This window comes from Rathayibacter sp. AY2B5, from assembly GCF_002931645.1.
GTDB lineage: Bacteria > Actinomycetota > Actinomycetes > Actinomycetales > Microbacteriaceae > Rathayibacter.
Window position 1 is genome coordinate 1 of record NZ_PSUE01000038.1, and the last position, 12,177, is coordinate 12,177.

The window sequence follows — 12,177 nt, forward strand, 5'->3', positions numbered from 1 at the left end:
CGCCCGCCCCTAGAAATCGGAGAACACACCACATGACAACGACGTCAGCGACGTCGACGCGCGGTGGAGCGCGCGTCCACGTCCAGCGCTTCGGCACCTTCCTCTCGGGAATGGTCATGCCGAACATCGCGGCCTTCATCGCCTGGGGCTTCATCACGGCCCTCTTCATCCAGACCGGATGGCTCCCGCTCCTCGGCATCGACGCCACCTGGGTCCAGCAGTTCGGCGGCTGGAGCACGGATCCCGACGTGGTCAACACCGGCCTCGTCGCCCCGATGATCACCTACCTCCTCCCGCTCCTCATCGCGAACACCGGCGGCCGCATGGTCTACGGCGCCCGCGGAGGCGTGGTCGGCACCATCGCGACCATGGGCGTCATCGTCGGCGCCGGCATCCCGATGTTCATCGGCGCCATGATCATGGGCCCGCTGTCGGCGTGGCTCATGAAGAAGGTCGACTCGATCTGGGACGGCAAGATCAAGCCCGGCTTCGAGATGCTGGTCAACAACTTCTCCGCCGGAATCCTCGGCCTCCTCCTCGCGCTCCTCGCCTTCGCGGGCGTCGCGCCGCTCGTGGTCGGCCTCTCGACCGCCCTCGGTGCGGGCGTGGAGTTCCTGGTCAACGCGGGCCTGCTCCCGCTGACCTCGCTCTTCATCGAGCCGGCGAAGATCCTCTTCCTGAACAACGCCATCAACCACGGCATCCTCACGCCGCTGGGCGTCCAGCAGGCGGAGGAGGCGGGCAAGTCCTACCTCTTCCTCCTCGAGGCCAACCCCGGCCCCGGCATGGGCGTGCTCCTGGCCTTCGCGTTCTTCGGCGTCGGCGCGGCCCGCGCCTCGGCTCCCGGCGCGGCGATCATCCACTTCATCGGCGGCATCCACGAGATCTACTTCCCGTACGTGCTGATGAAGCCGGCGCTGCTCGCGGCCGTCATCCTCGGCGGTGCGACCGGTGTCGCGACGAACGTCGCGTTCAACTCCGGCCTCCGCGCCCCCGCCTCGCCCGGCTCGATCATCGCGGTGCTCCTGCAGACCGCGAACGACAGCTTCCTCGGCGTCATCCTCTCGGTGATCCTCGCGACCGCCGTGTCGTTCCTGGTGGCCTCGGTCATCATCCGGTCCGGCCGCAAGCGCGACCTGGCCGCGGAGCAGGAGGGCGACGACAAGCTCGCCGCCGCCGTCGCCGCCAACGAGGCGAACAAGGGCAAGGAGAGCGCCGTCGGCTCGCTCATCAACGCCCGCGGCGCCAACGCTCCGCAGGACTCGGCCGGCGCCTCGACCGCGGGGGCCACGGCCACCGCGACCCAGGTCCGGAACATCGTCTTCGCCTGCGACGCCGGCATGGGCTCGTCCGCGATGGGCGCCTCGGTGCTGCGGAACAAGATGAAGAAGGCGGGCTTCGAGGACGTCAAGGTCACCAACAAGGCGATCGCCGCTCTCGAGGACGACGTGGACCTGGTCATCACCCAGGCCGAGCTCACGGAGCGCGCCCGCCAGCGCACCCCGGGCGCGATCCACGTCTCCGTGGACAACTTCATGAACAGCCCGAAGTACGACGAGGTCGTCTCGCTGGTCGCGGAGCAGCACGCTAAGTAGTACGCCAACCATTCGGAGGGAACCCGTAGGGTGCGACAGAGCGGACACGCTCCGCTCGCCCCTGCGGGTTCCCTCGCTGTCAGCACCTCCACGGAAGGACGCACCCCATGAGCGACGTGCTCACCATCGGACAGATCGACGCCTCCGGCACCGCCACCACGAAGGAGGCCGCCATCAAGGAGGCCGCCGACATGCTGGTCGGCGTCGGCGCGGTCACCCCCGCCTACTACGAGGCCATGCTCGCCCGCGAGGCGACCGTCTCGACCTACATGGGCAACCTGCTCGCCATCCCGCACGGCACCAACGACGCGAAGGACGAGATCCGCTCCTCCGCCCTCTCGTTCGTGCGCTATGCGCAGCCGATCGACTGGGACGGCAACGAGGTGCGCTTCGTCGTCGGCATCGCCGGCGTCGACAACGAGCACCTCGAGATCCTCTCCAAGATCGCGATCATCTTCTCGGAGGAGGACGAGGTGCAGAAGCTCCTCGACGCCCCGGACGCGCAGTCGCTCTACAGCCTGCTGGGCGAGGTCAACTCCTGATGCCCACCGCCGTCCACTTCGGCGCCGGCAACATCGGCCGCGGCTTCGTCGGCCTGATCCTGCACGGCGCCGGCTACGAGCTCGTCTTCGCCGACGTCAACTCCGAGCTGATCGGCCGCCTCGCCGCCGCCGACAGCTACGAGGTGCACGAGGTGGGGGAGGAGGCGGCCACGCACGTCGTCGACCGCTTCCGTGCGATCGACTCGGCCGCCGACGAGGAGGCGCTCGTCCGCGAGATCGCCGCCGCCGACATCGTCACCACGGCCGTCGGCCCGAACATCCTGCGCTTCGTCGCCCCCGTGATCGCGAAGGGCCTCGCGGCCCGCGACGAGTCGGCGCCGCGGCTGGCGGTCATGGCCTGCGAGAACGCGATCAACGCCACGCGCCTCCTGCAGACCGAGGTCGCCGCGAACCTCGGCGCGGACGAGTGGGAGCGCCTGCGCACCCGCGCCGTCTTCGCCGACACCGCGGTGGACCGCATCGTCCCGAACCAGGACCCGGGCCAGGGCCTGGACGTGACAGTGGAGAGCTTCTTCGAGTGGGTCGTCGACCGCACTCCGTTCGAGGGCACCGAGCCGGAGATCCCGGGCGCGACCTGGGTCGACGACCTCGAGCCCTTCATCGAGCGGAAGCTCTTCACGGTGAACACCGGCCACGCGACGGCCGCCTACACCGGCTTCGCGGCCGGAGCGCACAAGCTCTCCGACGCGCTGGCGATGCCCGAGGTTCACGACGCGGTCAAGGCCGCGCTCGAGGACACCAAGGCGCTCATCGTGGCCAAGCACGGCTTCAGCGACGAGGAGCAGCAGGCCTACCTCGAGAAGACGCTGAAGCGCTTCGCTAACCCGTACCTGACCGACACGGTCGACCGGGTGGGACGCCAGCCGCTGCGGAAGCTGTCGCGGCACGAGCGCTTCATCGGACCGGCGGCCGAGCTCGCCGAGCGCGGGCGCACGCCGGAGGGCCTTCTCACCGCGATCGGCGCCGCGCTGCGCTTCGACGTGCCCGAGGACCCCCAGAGCGTGGAGCTCCACGAGAAGCTGGCCGCGCTCACCCCGGAGGAGTTCGTGGCGGAGGTCACCGGCCTCACGGCCGAGCATCCGCTCTTCGACCGGGTCGTGGCGGTCGTCCGCGGCTAGTCCCGTGGCCGCACGGCGGTGAACGACGACGAGGTCCTCTGCTTCCCGCGGGGGACCTCGTCGTCGTCTGCGGCGGCTCGGGCGGAGCGCTAGAACAACCGCCAGCGGGTGAGCGGCCAGGCCACGGCGAAGACGCGTCCGGTGACCCTGTCGATCGGCACGGTCTTCACGCACGTGTCGATCGGCCCGCCGGCGCCGCGGCACTCGCCGAGCGAGTCGTTGGAGTTCGACCGGTGGTCGCCCAGGACGAAGAGGGATCCCTCGGGGACGGTGTACTCGTCGAAGCAGCGGAGGGACGCGGGGCTCGTCGTGCAGTCGAGGGTCCCGGGGGTGAAGGGGAAGTCCTCGAACACGTAGGACTCGTCCAGCGGCTTCCCGTCGACCAGCACGTGCCCGTCGGCGTCGCAGCAGGAGACGGTGTGGCCCCCCTCGGCGATCAGCCTCTTGACGAGGAACTCCTCGTGGGAGGGGCCGATGCTGGTGACGTCGCCGAAGGTCTTCACGATCTCGGAGAGGGGGCTGCCGGCCTCGTCGCTCGCGCCCCAGTCGGCGTCGCGCGAGAAGACGACGATCTGCCCCTCCTCCGGCCCGCCCTGGAGGGCGAGGGTGCGGTCGACCAGGATGCGGTCGCCGAAGAACCCGCCGCCCTGGAGGGTGTTCTCCATCGAGCCGGTCGGCACCGTGTACACCTTCACGAAGAAGGTCTGCACCAGGGCGATGACCGCGATCGCCGCCAGGATCGTCACCACCGGGTGCGAGTACCAGCTCCGCCTCGCGGTCGCTGACCTCGTCGTGCGCGCCATGTGCTCTCCCTCCGGCTCGACGGAGCCAGCCTAGGCGGCGGCGGACGCGGGGCCCGGCAGGGGGCGCGCGTCGGGCGCGGAGGCGGAGGAGGGGGCGACACGCCCGAGGTGGCGGAACGGCCGCGATTCGCGTAGCATCGACCCTTGGTGTTTTGCGCGTGCTCCGGCATGCCCGCGAACCCCGATCCGGGCTCTCGCCCGGTGGTGGCTCGTCGCGGAAACATTCGCACGACCAGTACACACACTACTTCCGAACGACAGTGAGGCTATGGCCAAAAAAGACGGTGTCATCGAAATCGAAGGTGCGGTTGTCGAGGCGCTCCCCAACGCGATGTTCCGCGTGGAGCTGACCAACGGACACAAAGTTCTCGCCCATATCTCGGGCAAGATGCGTCAGCACTACATCCGGATCCTCCCCGAGGACCGGGTGATCGTGGAGCTGAGCCCCTACGACCTGACCCGCGGCCGGATCGTCTACCGCTACAAGTAGGCGTTCGCTCCGCTGACGTTCGCGACGTGCGTGTCCTGTAAGGAACGGCCCCGGCATCCGCCGGGAGCACGACGCCAGCGAAAACAAGGACAAGAACAATGAAGGTCAACCCCAGCGTCAAGCGCATCTGCGACCACTGCAAGATCATCCGCCGCCACGGCAACGTGATGGTCATCTGCAGCAGCAACCCCCGCCACAAGCAGCGCCAGGGCTAGTCCCGCTGCTTCCGCGAGGGAGCGCAGGGGCGGCGTGCCGCCCCCACTGCACAACTGAACACACCCGCAGCACCAGAAATCGCGCAGCACCCCGGCGACCCCGGGGTGGACGGCGAGGACACCTTCGGTCGGAGGCCGAGGCACCGGTGCTGCTTCACACCTCCACTCACTCACAGGAGAAGCCACAATGGCACGTCTGGCAGGAGTAGACATCCCGCGCGAGAAGCGCGTGGAGGTCGCACTGACCTACATCTACGGTGTCGGCCGCACTCGCGCGCTCAAGACCCTGAGCGACACCGGGATCGACGGCAACATCCGCGTCAAGGACCTCAGCGACGACCAGCTCGTCTCGCTCCGCGACTACATCGAGGGCAACTACAAGGTGGAGGGCGACCTCCGCCGCGAGGTCGCCGCCGACATCCGCCGCAAGGTCGAGATCGGCTCGTACGAGGGCCTCCGCCACCGTCGCGGCCTCCCGGTCCGTGGACAGCGCACCAAGACGAACGCGCGCACCCGCAAGGGACCCAAGCGCACCGTCGCCGGCAAGAAGAAGGCCGGCCGCAAGTAACGCGGGCGACACGGACCTAGAGGAGATACAGAATTGGCTACCCCCAAGTCGGCCGCGCGCAAGCCGCGCCGCAAGGAGAAGAAGAACATCGCTGTGGGCCAGGCCCACATCAAGTCGACGTTCAACAACACCATCGTCTCGATCACCGACCCCTCCGGGGCCGTCATCAGCTGGGCCTCGTCCGGTGGAGTCGGCTTCAAGGGCTCGCGCAAGTCGACGCCGTTCGCCGCCCAGCTCGCCGCCGAGTCGGCCGCGCGCCAGGCTCAGGAGCACGGCATGAAGAAGGTGGACGTCTTCGTGAAGGGCCCCGGCTCGGGTCGTGAGACCGCGATCCGCTCGCTCCAGGCCGCAGGCCTCGAGGTCGGCTCGATCAACGACGTCACCCCGCAGGCGCACAACGGCTGCCGCCCGCCCAAGCGTCGTCGCGTCTAAGCAGCACTCGCAGCCGTCGGCCGGCCGCACGAACCGCCTCCGGGCGGGGAGTGCGGCCGACCGGCGGATCGCGCATTTCTTTCACAACTCCACACCTCGCAAACGCACGTGTCATATAGCGGACACGTGATCGAAAGGAATCATCAGTGCTTATCGCACAGCGTCCGACGCTCACCGAGGAGAACATCTCGGAGTTCCGTTCCCGCTTCGTCATCGAGCCCCTCGAGCCCGGCTTCGGCTACACGCTCGGCAACTCGCTGCGTCGCACCCTGCTGTCCTCCATCCCCGGCGCCGCTGTCACCAGCATCCGGATCGACGGAGTCCTGCACGAGTTCACGACCGTCCCGGGCGTCCGCGAGGACGTCACCGAGATCATCCTGAACATCAAGGGACTCGTCGTCTCCTCCGAGCACGACGAGCCGATCACCGCCTACCTGCGCAAGCAGGGAGCCGGCCAGGTCACCGCCGCGGACATCTCGGCTCCGGCCGGTGTCGAGATCCACAACCCGGAGCTCGTCATCGCCACGCTGAACGACAAGGCGAAGTTCGAGCTCGAGCTCACGATCGAGCGCGGCCGCGGCTACGTCTCGGCGACCCAGAACCGCAGCGAGTTCTCCGAGGCCGGCCAGATCCCGGTCGACTCGATCTACTCGCCCGTGCTGAAGGTCACCTACCGCGTCGAGGCCACCCGTGCCGGCGAGCGCACCGACTTCGACCGCCTGGTCGTGGACGTGGAGACGAAGGCCGCGATCTCGCCGCGCGACGCCATCGCCTCCGCCGGACGCACGCTGACCGAGCTGTTCGGTCTCGCCCGCGAGCTGAACAACGCGGCCGAGGGCATCGAGATCGGCCCCGCGCCGGTCGACGCGGTCCTCTCGACCGAGCTGTCCATGCCCATCGAGGACCTCGACCTCTCGGTGCGCAGCTACAACTGCCTCAAGCGCGAGGGCATCAACAACGTCAATGAGCTCGTCGCCCTCTCGGAGACGCAGCTCATGAACATCCGCAACTTCGGTCAGAAGTCGGTGGATGAGGTCAAGGAGAAGCTGACGGAGCTCGGCCTGTCGCTCAAGGACTCGGTCCCCGGGTTCGACGGCGCCCACTTCTACAGCTACGACGACGAGAGCATCTAGGTCCTCCGCTCCGGAGCCCCGGCTCCTCGCGTCCGACCTGCTGACACCCCTTTAGTACTGGAGTAAACCCATGCCCAAGCCCACCAAGGGCCCCCGCCTCGGAGGCGGACCCGCACACGAGCGCCTGCTGCTGGCGAACCTGGCCGCGGCCCTGTTCACGCACAAGAGCATCAAGACGACCGAGACCAAGGCCAAGCGCCTTCGTCCGCTCGCCGAGCGCCTGGTGACCTTCGCCAAGCGCGGCGACCTGCACGCCCGCCGTCGCGTCCTCGCGACGATCGGCGACAAGTCGGTCGTCCACGAGCTCTTCACCGAGATCGCTCCGCTCGTCGCCGAGCGCGAGGGCGGCTACACCCGCATCACCAAGATCGGCCCCCGCAAGGGAGACAACGCGCCCATGGCCGTGATCGAGCTCGTCCTCGAGCCCGTCACGCCCAAGGCGAAGAAGTCGCGCACCGCCACGGCGCCCGTGTCCGCTCCGGTGGACGAGGCCCCCGCCGAGGAGACCACTGCCGAGGAGACCCCCGTCGAGGAGGCGCCCGTGCAGGACGCTCCCGTCGAGGACGCCGCGCAGGACGCTCCTGTCGAGGAGACCGGCGCGACCAAGTAGTCACGCCCCCTCTGCCGAGAGCCCTCTGTCCCCTCCGGGGCGGGGGGCTCTCGTCGTTCCACGGGGCCGAGTGGCGCGAATCGTCGCTTACGATGGCACGGCTGCGCTCGTCGGGTGCGGCCGCGTCACGACCGGCGCTCCCGGGGTCCGCCCCGACGATCCTCGGAGGACTCCTGTGCGACTGCGCGCCTCGGCCGCTGCGGCGCTCCTCGCCCTGGCACTCGCGGGCGGAGTGAGCGGCTGCGCCTCCGGCGAGGTGATCGACGTGCCGGAGTCGGCGGGTCTCGCGAGCACGACCCCCGTGCCGTCGGCCGCACCGACCGTGCCCTCCGTGCCGTCGAGCGAGGGCGTGGACTGCGCGACCGCTCTCCCCGCCTCCCTGGTCGAGCAGGAGGCCGGCTCGACGGCGGGCACCGTGTCGATCACCGCCGCGGGAGACACGTGCTCCTACGCCGTCGACGGCGGCGACCCGGTCGTCGTGCTGACGCTGCACCGCGGGCCCCTCGTCGAGACCTTCACCGGTGCGGGCGAGGCGCTCGGCGCCGTGCCGGTCTCGCTGGGCACGGCCGCCTAGTGGGTGCAGGGCATCGCCTCCGCTCCCTCCGAGCTGGCCGTGCTCGCAGGCGGCTGGGAGGCGCGGATCGTCTCCTCGGTCGGCGAGCAGTCGACGCTGGTCGGCTGGGCGGTCTCGGCCCTGGCGGCCGTCGACGTCCCGCTCGCGGTCGCCTGAGCCGCGACCACGGCGCGCTCTAGACTCGTCTGATGCTCCACCGCGTCCGCCTCGACCTGGCCTACGACGGCTCGCACTTCTCCGGGTGGGCCAAGCAGCCCGGCCTCCGCACCGTGCAGGGGGTGCTCGAGGAGTCGCTCGCCCTGGTGCTGCGCTCCGAGCAGCACCCGACCGTGACGGTCGCCGGGCGCACCGACGTCGGCGTGCACGCCAGCGCCCAGGTCGCCCACGTCGACCTCACCCCCGAGCAGTGGGGCCGCATCAGCACCGGCCGGCGCCGACCGGGGGAGGAGCCGTTCCCGCCCGCGTCGATCCTGGAGCGGCGGCTCCGCGGGATCCTCGGGCAGTACACCGACGTCTCGGTGCACCGGGTGACGGAGGCGCCGGAGGGGTTCGACGCGCGGTTCTCGGCGCGCTGGCGGCGGTACGAGTACCGGCTGGCCGACGCCTCCTCGATGCGCCACCCGCTCGACCGCACGTACACCACCTGGATCACCGACTCCCTCGACCTCGACGCGATGTCGGCCGCGGCCCGCTCGCTCCTGGGCCTGCACGACTACGCGTCGTTCTGCCGTGCCCGCGTAGGGGCCACCACCATCCGGAGCCTGCTCGACTTCACCTGGGAGCGAGACGCCGACGGAGTCCTGCACGCCCACCTGCGCGCGGACGCCTTCTGCCACAGCATGGTGCGGGCCCTCGTGGGGGCGTGCGTCGCGGTCGGCGCCGGGAAGCTCGAGGCGGGGGCGGTCCCGCTGCTCCGGGACGCCGCCAGACGGACCAACGCGTTCGCGGTGATGCCGGCCCGCGGCCTCATCCTCCGCGAGGTCGACTACCCCGAGGACGACGCGCTCGCCGAGCGGGCCCTGCTCACCCGCGCGAAGCGCACCGTGCGGACCGAGGGGCCGGACCCGGAGGACTCGGAGTGAGGCGAGGGCGCGCGCCCGCGCCCCGCGACCCGTGGCGGCTCGGGTCGCACCTCCCGCCGCCGGAGCCCCTGCCGCCACGATCCGTGCTTGGCCGCACGGGGGCTTTGCTGTAATGTCGACCCTTGGTGTTTTCGGCCGTGTGCCGAGCGCCCGAAGTTGAGCCCTCCACCGGATCGGTTCGGCCCCTCGCGGGTCGAACGGCCACGGAGCGGGATCCACGAACACCTCACTCCGACCAGAAAGCAGCACTCACGTGACTCGCACTTTTTCTCCGAAGCCGGCTGACGTCCAGCACGACTGGATCGTCATCGACGCGTCCGACGTCGTGCTCGGCCGTCTCGCCACCCACGCCGCGGCGCTCCTGCGCGGCAAGCACAAGGCCACCTTCGCGCCGCACATGGACATGGGCGACTTCGTCATCATCGTCAACGCGGAGAAGGTCGCCCTCACCGGCCAGAAGCTCCTCCAGAAGAAGGCCTACCGCCACTCCGGCTACCCGGGCGGCCTCTCGGCCACCACGTACGCCGAGCTCCTCGAGAAGAACCCGGTCCGCGCCGTCGAGAAGGCCATCCGCGGCATGCTCCCCAAGAACTCCCTCGGCCGCGCCCAGCTGCGCAAGCTGAAGGTCTACACGGGATCCGAGCACCCCCACGCGGCCCAGCAGCCGCAGGCGTACGCCTTCACCCAGGTCGCCCAGTAGGCTCCGGCCCTCCCCGACATCCCAGACTTCGAAGACAAAGGATCACCTACACCGTGGCGAAGATCGCAGACCAGATCGACGTGGCTCCCGAGAGCTACTCCACCGAAAGCCCGGCCACCGAGGCGTCCACGACGCCCCGCGCCGTCCTCAACGTCTCCGGCGCAGCCGTGGGCCGACGCAAGCAGGCCATCGCCCGCGTGCGCCTCGTCCCCGGCAACGGCGGCATGACCGTCAACGCCCGCGAGTTCGCGGAGTACTTCCCCAACAAGCTGCACCAGCAGCTGATCACCGACCCCTTCAAGGTGCTCGACCTGATCGGCTCCTACGACGTGGTCGCCAAGATCACCGGCGGCGGCCCCTCCGGCCAGGCCGGCGCGCTGCGCCTCGCCATCGCCCGTGCCCTCAACGAGATCGACCGCGAGAACAACCGCGCGATCCTGAAGAAGGCGGGCTTCCTGACCCGCGACGCCCGCGTCATCGAGCGCAAGAAGGCCGGTCTCAAGAAGGCCCGCAAGGCGTCCCAGTTCTCGAAGCGCTAGTCGACGCGGCCTGACGGCCGCACGACCAGCAGCTCGAGAAGGGACTGCGCACCATGCCGCGCCTGTTCGGAACAGACGGCGTCCGTGGCCTCGCTAATCGCGAGGTCACGGCCGACCTGGCTCTCGGCCTCGCCCAGGCGGCCGCCCGTGTACTCGGAGCGGCCGCCCGGGCCGAGGGCCGTCGGCCCGTCGCCGTGCTCGCCCGCGACCCCCGCATCTCCGGTCAGTTCATCGGAGCCGCGGTCGCGGCGGGTCTCGCGAGCGCTGGAGTCGACGTGCTCGACGCCGGCGTCATCCCGACGCCCGCCACCGCCTACCTCATCGCCGACGAGAACGCCGACTTCGGCGTGATGATCTCGGCCTCGCACAACCCCGCCGCCGACAACGGCATCAAGTTCTTCGCCGCCGGCGGACGCAAACTCCCGGACGAGCTCGAGAACCGCATCGAAGCGGCCCTCGGAGTCCCCCCGCTCACGCCGACCGGAGCCGACGTCGGCCGCATCACCCGCTTCTCCGACGCGGAGGACCGTTACGTCCTTCACCTGCTCGGATCCCTCGAGGGCACCCGTCTCGACGGCCTGCACGTGGTCATCGACTGCGCGCACGGCGCCGCCGCCGGCATCTCGCCCCAAGTGTTCACCGACGCCGGAGCGACCGTCACCGTCATCGGCAACGACCCCGACGGCCTCAACATCAACGACGGAGTGGGCTCCACCCACCTCGACAACGTCGCCGACGCCGTCCGCGCGGCCGGCGCCGACATCGGCATCGCCCACGACGGCGACGCCGACCGCTGCCTCGCAGTGGACGCCCAGGGCCGCATCGTCGACGGCGACCAGATCATGGCGATCCTCGCGACAGCCATGGCCCGCCGCGGCGCCCTCCGCGACGACGTCCTCGTGGCCACCGTCATGAGCAACCTCGGCCTCAAGCTCGCCATGCGCGCCGCCGGCATCCGCGTCATCGAGACCGCGGTCGGCGACCGCTACGTCCTCGAGGCGATGAACGACGGCGGCTACTCGCTCGGCGGGGAGCAGTCCGGCCACGTCATCATGAGCCGCTACGCCACCACCGGCGACGGCGTGCTCACCGGCCTCCAGCTCGCGGCCGAGATGGCCCGGACCGGACGCACGATCGCCGACCTGGCCGCAGTCATGTCCGTCTTCCCGCAGACCCTCCTCAACGTGCGCGGCGTCGACCGCGAGGGCGTCCGCGACGACGAGGTCATCGCCTCCGCCGTCGCCGACGCCACCGCCGAGCTCGGCAGCGACGGCCGCGTGCTCCTGCGCCCCTCCGGCACCGAGCCGATGGTGCGCGTCATGGTCGAGGCGAAGACGCAGGAGACGGCCGACCGCCTCGCCGAATCGCTCGCCGCGGTCGTGCTCGAGCGGCTGCGTTCTTAAGGAGCCGCTCCCTGCGCGGCTCCTCGCGGTCGGCTTGGGGAGGTGGTCGCGATGGGTGGAGCGGGGTGCGTTCGCCGCGGGTGAATCGCTTGGCACGCGGCTGTGTTCGTTGCGGGGCCGCTCCCTGCGCGGCCCCTCGCGGTCGGCTTCGCGAGGTGGTTGCGATGGGTGGAGCGGGGCGCGTTCGCCGCGGGTGAATCGCTTGGCACGCGATTCCCACGACGGCTGTGTTCGTTGAGGGGCCGCTCCCTGCGCGGCCCCTCGCGGTCGGCTTCGCGAGGTGGTTGCGATGGGTGGAGCGGGGCGCGTTCGCCGCGGGTGAATCGCTTGGCACGCGATTCCCACGACGGCT

Annotated in this window: 16 protein-coding genes; 15 read left to right on the forward strand and 1 reads right to left on the reverse strand. The window is 70.2% G+C overall.

Going from position 1 to position 12,177, the window contains the following annotated elements; genetic code table 11:
* Window positions 1–32: 32 nt before the first annotated feature.
* The 3 genes from C5C30_RS16265 to C5C30_RS16275 all read left to right on the forward strand — a co-directional run bounded on the left by C5C30_RS16265 (window position 33) and on the right by C5C30_RS16275 (window position 3,276).
* Window positions 33–1,595, forward strand: a complete 1,563-nt coding sequence (locus C5C30_RS16265) for a PTS mannitol transporter subunit IICB (RefSeq protein WP_104334116.1) — start codon at window positions 33–35, stop codon at window positions 1,593–1,595.
* Between the two features lie 107 nt (window positions 1,596–1,702).
* Window positions 1,703–2,137, forward strand: coding sequence for a PTS sugar transporter subunit IIA (locus tag C5C30_RS16270; RefSeq protein ID WP_104224996.1), 435 nt, complete (start codon window positions 1,703–1,705; stop codon window positions 2,135–2,137).
* Window positions 2,137–3,276, forward strand: coding sequence for a mannitol-1-phosphate 5-dehydrogenase (locus C5C30_RS16275; RefSeq protein WP_104317833.1), 1,140 nt, complete (start codon window positions 2,137–2,139; stop codon window positions 3,274–3,276). The genes C5C30_RS16270 and C5C30_RS16275 overlap by 1 nt, the downstream gene beginning before the upstream one ends.
* Window positions 3,277–3,365: 89 nt before the next feature.
* Here C5C30_RS16275 and lepB read toward each other — a convergent pair whose 3' ends face one another.
* Window positions 3,366–4,079, reverse strand: a complete 714-nt coding sequence (lepB, locus tag C5C30_RS16280) for a signal peptidase I (protein WP_104251134.1) — start codon at window positions 4,077–4,079, stop codon at window positions 3,366–3,368.
* A gap of 268 nt (window positions 4,080–4,347) precedes the next feature.
* On the opposite strand from lepB, the gene infA reads away from it, so the two are divergent.
* The 12 genes from infA to glmM all read left to right on the forward strand — a co-directional run bounded on the left by infA (window position 4,348) and on the right by glmM (window position 11,825).
* On the forward strand, window positions 4,348–4,569 hold the full coding sequence (infA, locus tag C5C30_RS16285; protein ID WP_022883252.1) for a translation initiation factor IF-1: 222 nt from the start codon (window positions 4,348–4,350) through the stop codon (window positions 4,567–4,569).
* 98 nt (window positions 4,570–4,667) lie between these two features.
* Window positions 4,668–4,784: a 50S ribosomal protein L36 gene (gene rpmJ, locus C5C30_RS16290; RefSeq protein WP_055787164.1), complete on the forward strand. Its 117-nt coding sequence runs from the start codon at window positions 4,668–4,670 to the stop codon at window positions 4,782–4,784.
* Window positions 4,785–4,971: 187 nt separating this feature from the next.
* Window positions 4,972–5,352, forward strand: a complete 381-nt coding sequence (gene rpsM, locus C5C30_RS16295) for a 30S ribosomal protein S13 (protein WP_068251511.1) — start codon at window positions 4,972–4,974, stop codon at window positions 5,350–5,352.
* Between the two features lie 33 nt (window positions 5,353–5,385).
* A complete protein-coding gene (rpsK, locus tag C5C30_RS16300; RefSeq protein WP_055787170.1) occupies window positions 5,386–5,784 on the forward strand; it encodes a 30S ribosomal protein S11 in 399 nt (132 codons plus the stop codon).
* A 146-nt stretch (window positions 5,785–5,930) separates the two neighbouring features.
* On the forward strand, window positions 5,931–6,917 hold the full coding sequence (locus tag C5C30_RS16305; protein WP_104224999.1) for a DNA-directed RNA polymerase subunit alpha: 987 nt from the start codon (window positions 5,931–5,933) through the stop codon (window positions 6,915–6,917).
* Window positions 6,918–6,987: 70 nt separating this feature from the next.
* Window positions 6,988–7,527: a 50S ribosomal protein L17 gene (gene rplQ, locus C5C30_RS16310; protein WP_104225000.1), complete on the forward strand. Its 540-nt coding sequence runs from the start codon at window positions 6,988–6,990 to the stop codon at window positions 7,525–7,527.
* A gap of 175 nt (window positions 7,528–7,702) precedes the next feature.
* A complete protein-coding gene (locus tag C5C30_RS16315; protein WP_104334117.1) occupies window positions 7,703–8,101 on the forward strand; it encodes a hypothetical protein in 399 nt (132 codons plus the stop codon).
* 3 nt (window positions 8,102–8,104) lie between these two features.
* Entirely contained in the window at window positions 8,105–8,257 is a 153-nt protein-coding gene (locus C5C30_RS17845; RefSeq protein WP_181131610.1) for a hypothetical protein, read from the forward strand.
* A 32-nt stretch (window positions 8,258–8,289) separates the two neighbouring features.
* Complete coding sequence (locus C5C30_RS16320; protein WP_104261555.1) at window positions 8,290–9,183, forward strand: tRNA pseudouridine(38-40) synthase TruA; 894 nt, start codon at window positions 8,290–8,292, stop codon at window positions 9,181–9,183.
* 253 nt (window positions 9,184–9,436) lie between these two features.
* Window positions 9,437–9,883, forward strand: coding sequence for a 50S ribosomal protein L13 (rplM, locus tag C5C30_RS16325; RefSeq protein ID WP_104225003.1), 447 nt, complete (start codon window positions 9,437–9,439; stop codon window positions 9,881–9,883).
* A gap of 53 nt (window positions 9,884–9,936) precedes the next feature.
* Window positions 9,937–10,422 (forward strand): 30S ribosomal protein S9, encoded by a 486-nt coding sequence (rpsI, locus tag C5C30_RS16330; RefSeq protein ID WP_104225004.1) that lies wholly within the window; start codon window positions 9,937–9,939, stop codon window positions 10,420–10,422.
* A gap of 53 nt (window positions 10,423–10,475) precedes the next feature.
* Entirely contained in the window at window positions 10,476–11,825 is a 1,350-nt protein-coding gene (glmM, locus tag C5C30_RS16335; RefSeq protein WP_104225005.1) for a phosphoglucosamine mutase, read from the forward strand.
* Window positions 11,826–12,177 lie beyond the last annotated feature (352 nt).

What these genes read in the sequence shown, in the direction of transcription:
- C5C30_RS16265 (WP_104334116.1), top strand. Translation starts at nt 33, where the DNA reads ATGACAACGACGTCAGCGACGTCGACGCGCGGTGGAGCGCGCGTCCAC.
- C5C30_RS16270 (WP_104224996.1), top strand. Translation starts at nt 1,703, where the DNA reads ATGAGCGACGTGCTCACCATCGGACAGATCGACGCCTCCGGCACCGCC.
- C5C30_RS16275 (WP_104317833.1), top strand. Translation starts at nt 2,137, where the DNA reads ATGCCCACCGCCGTCCACTTCGGCGCCGGCAACATCGGCCGCGGCTTC.
- lepB (WP_104251134.1), bottom strand. Translation starts at nt 4,079, where the DNA reads ATGGCGCGCACGACGAGGTCAGCGACCGCGAGGCGGAGCTGGTACTCG.
- infA (WP_022883252.1), top strand. Translation starts at nt 4,348, where the DNA reads ATGGCCAAAAAAGACGGTGTCATCGAAATCGAAGGTGCGGTTGTCGAG.
- rpmJ (WP_055787164.1), top strand. Translation starts at nt 4,668, where the DNA reads ATGAAGGTCAACCCCAGCGTCAAGCGCATCTGCGACCACTGCAAGATC.
- rpsM (WP_068251511.1), top strand. Translation starts at nt 4,972, where the DNA reads ATGGCACGTCTGGCAGGAGTAGACATCCCGCGCGAGAAGCGCGTGGAG.
- rplQ (WP_104225000.1), top strand. Translation starts at nt 6,988, where the DNA reads ATGCCCAAGCCCACCAAGGGCCCCCGCCTCGGAGGCGGACCCGCACAC.
- C5C30_RS16320 (WP_104261555.1), top strand. Translation starts at nt 8,290, where the DNA reads ATGCTCCACCGCGTCCGCCTCGACCTGGCCTACGACGGCTCGCACTTC.
- glmM (WP_104225005.1), top strand. Translation starts at nt 10,476, where the DNA reads ATGCCGCGCCTGTTCGGAACAGACGGCGTCCGTGGCCTCGCTAATCGC.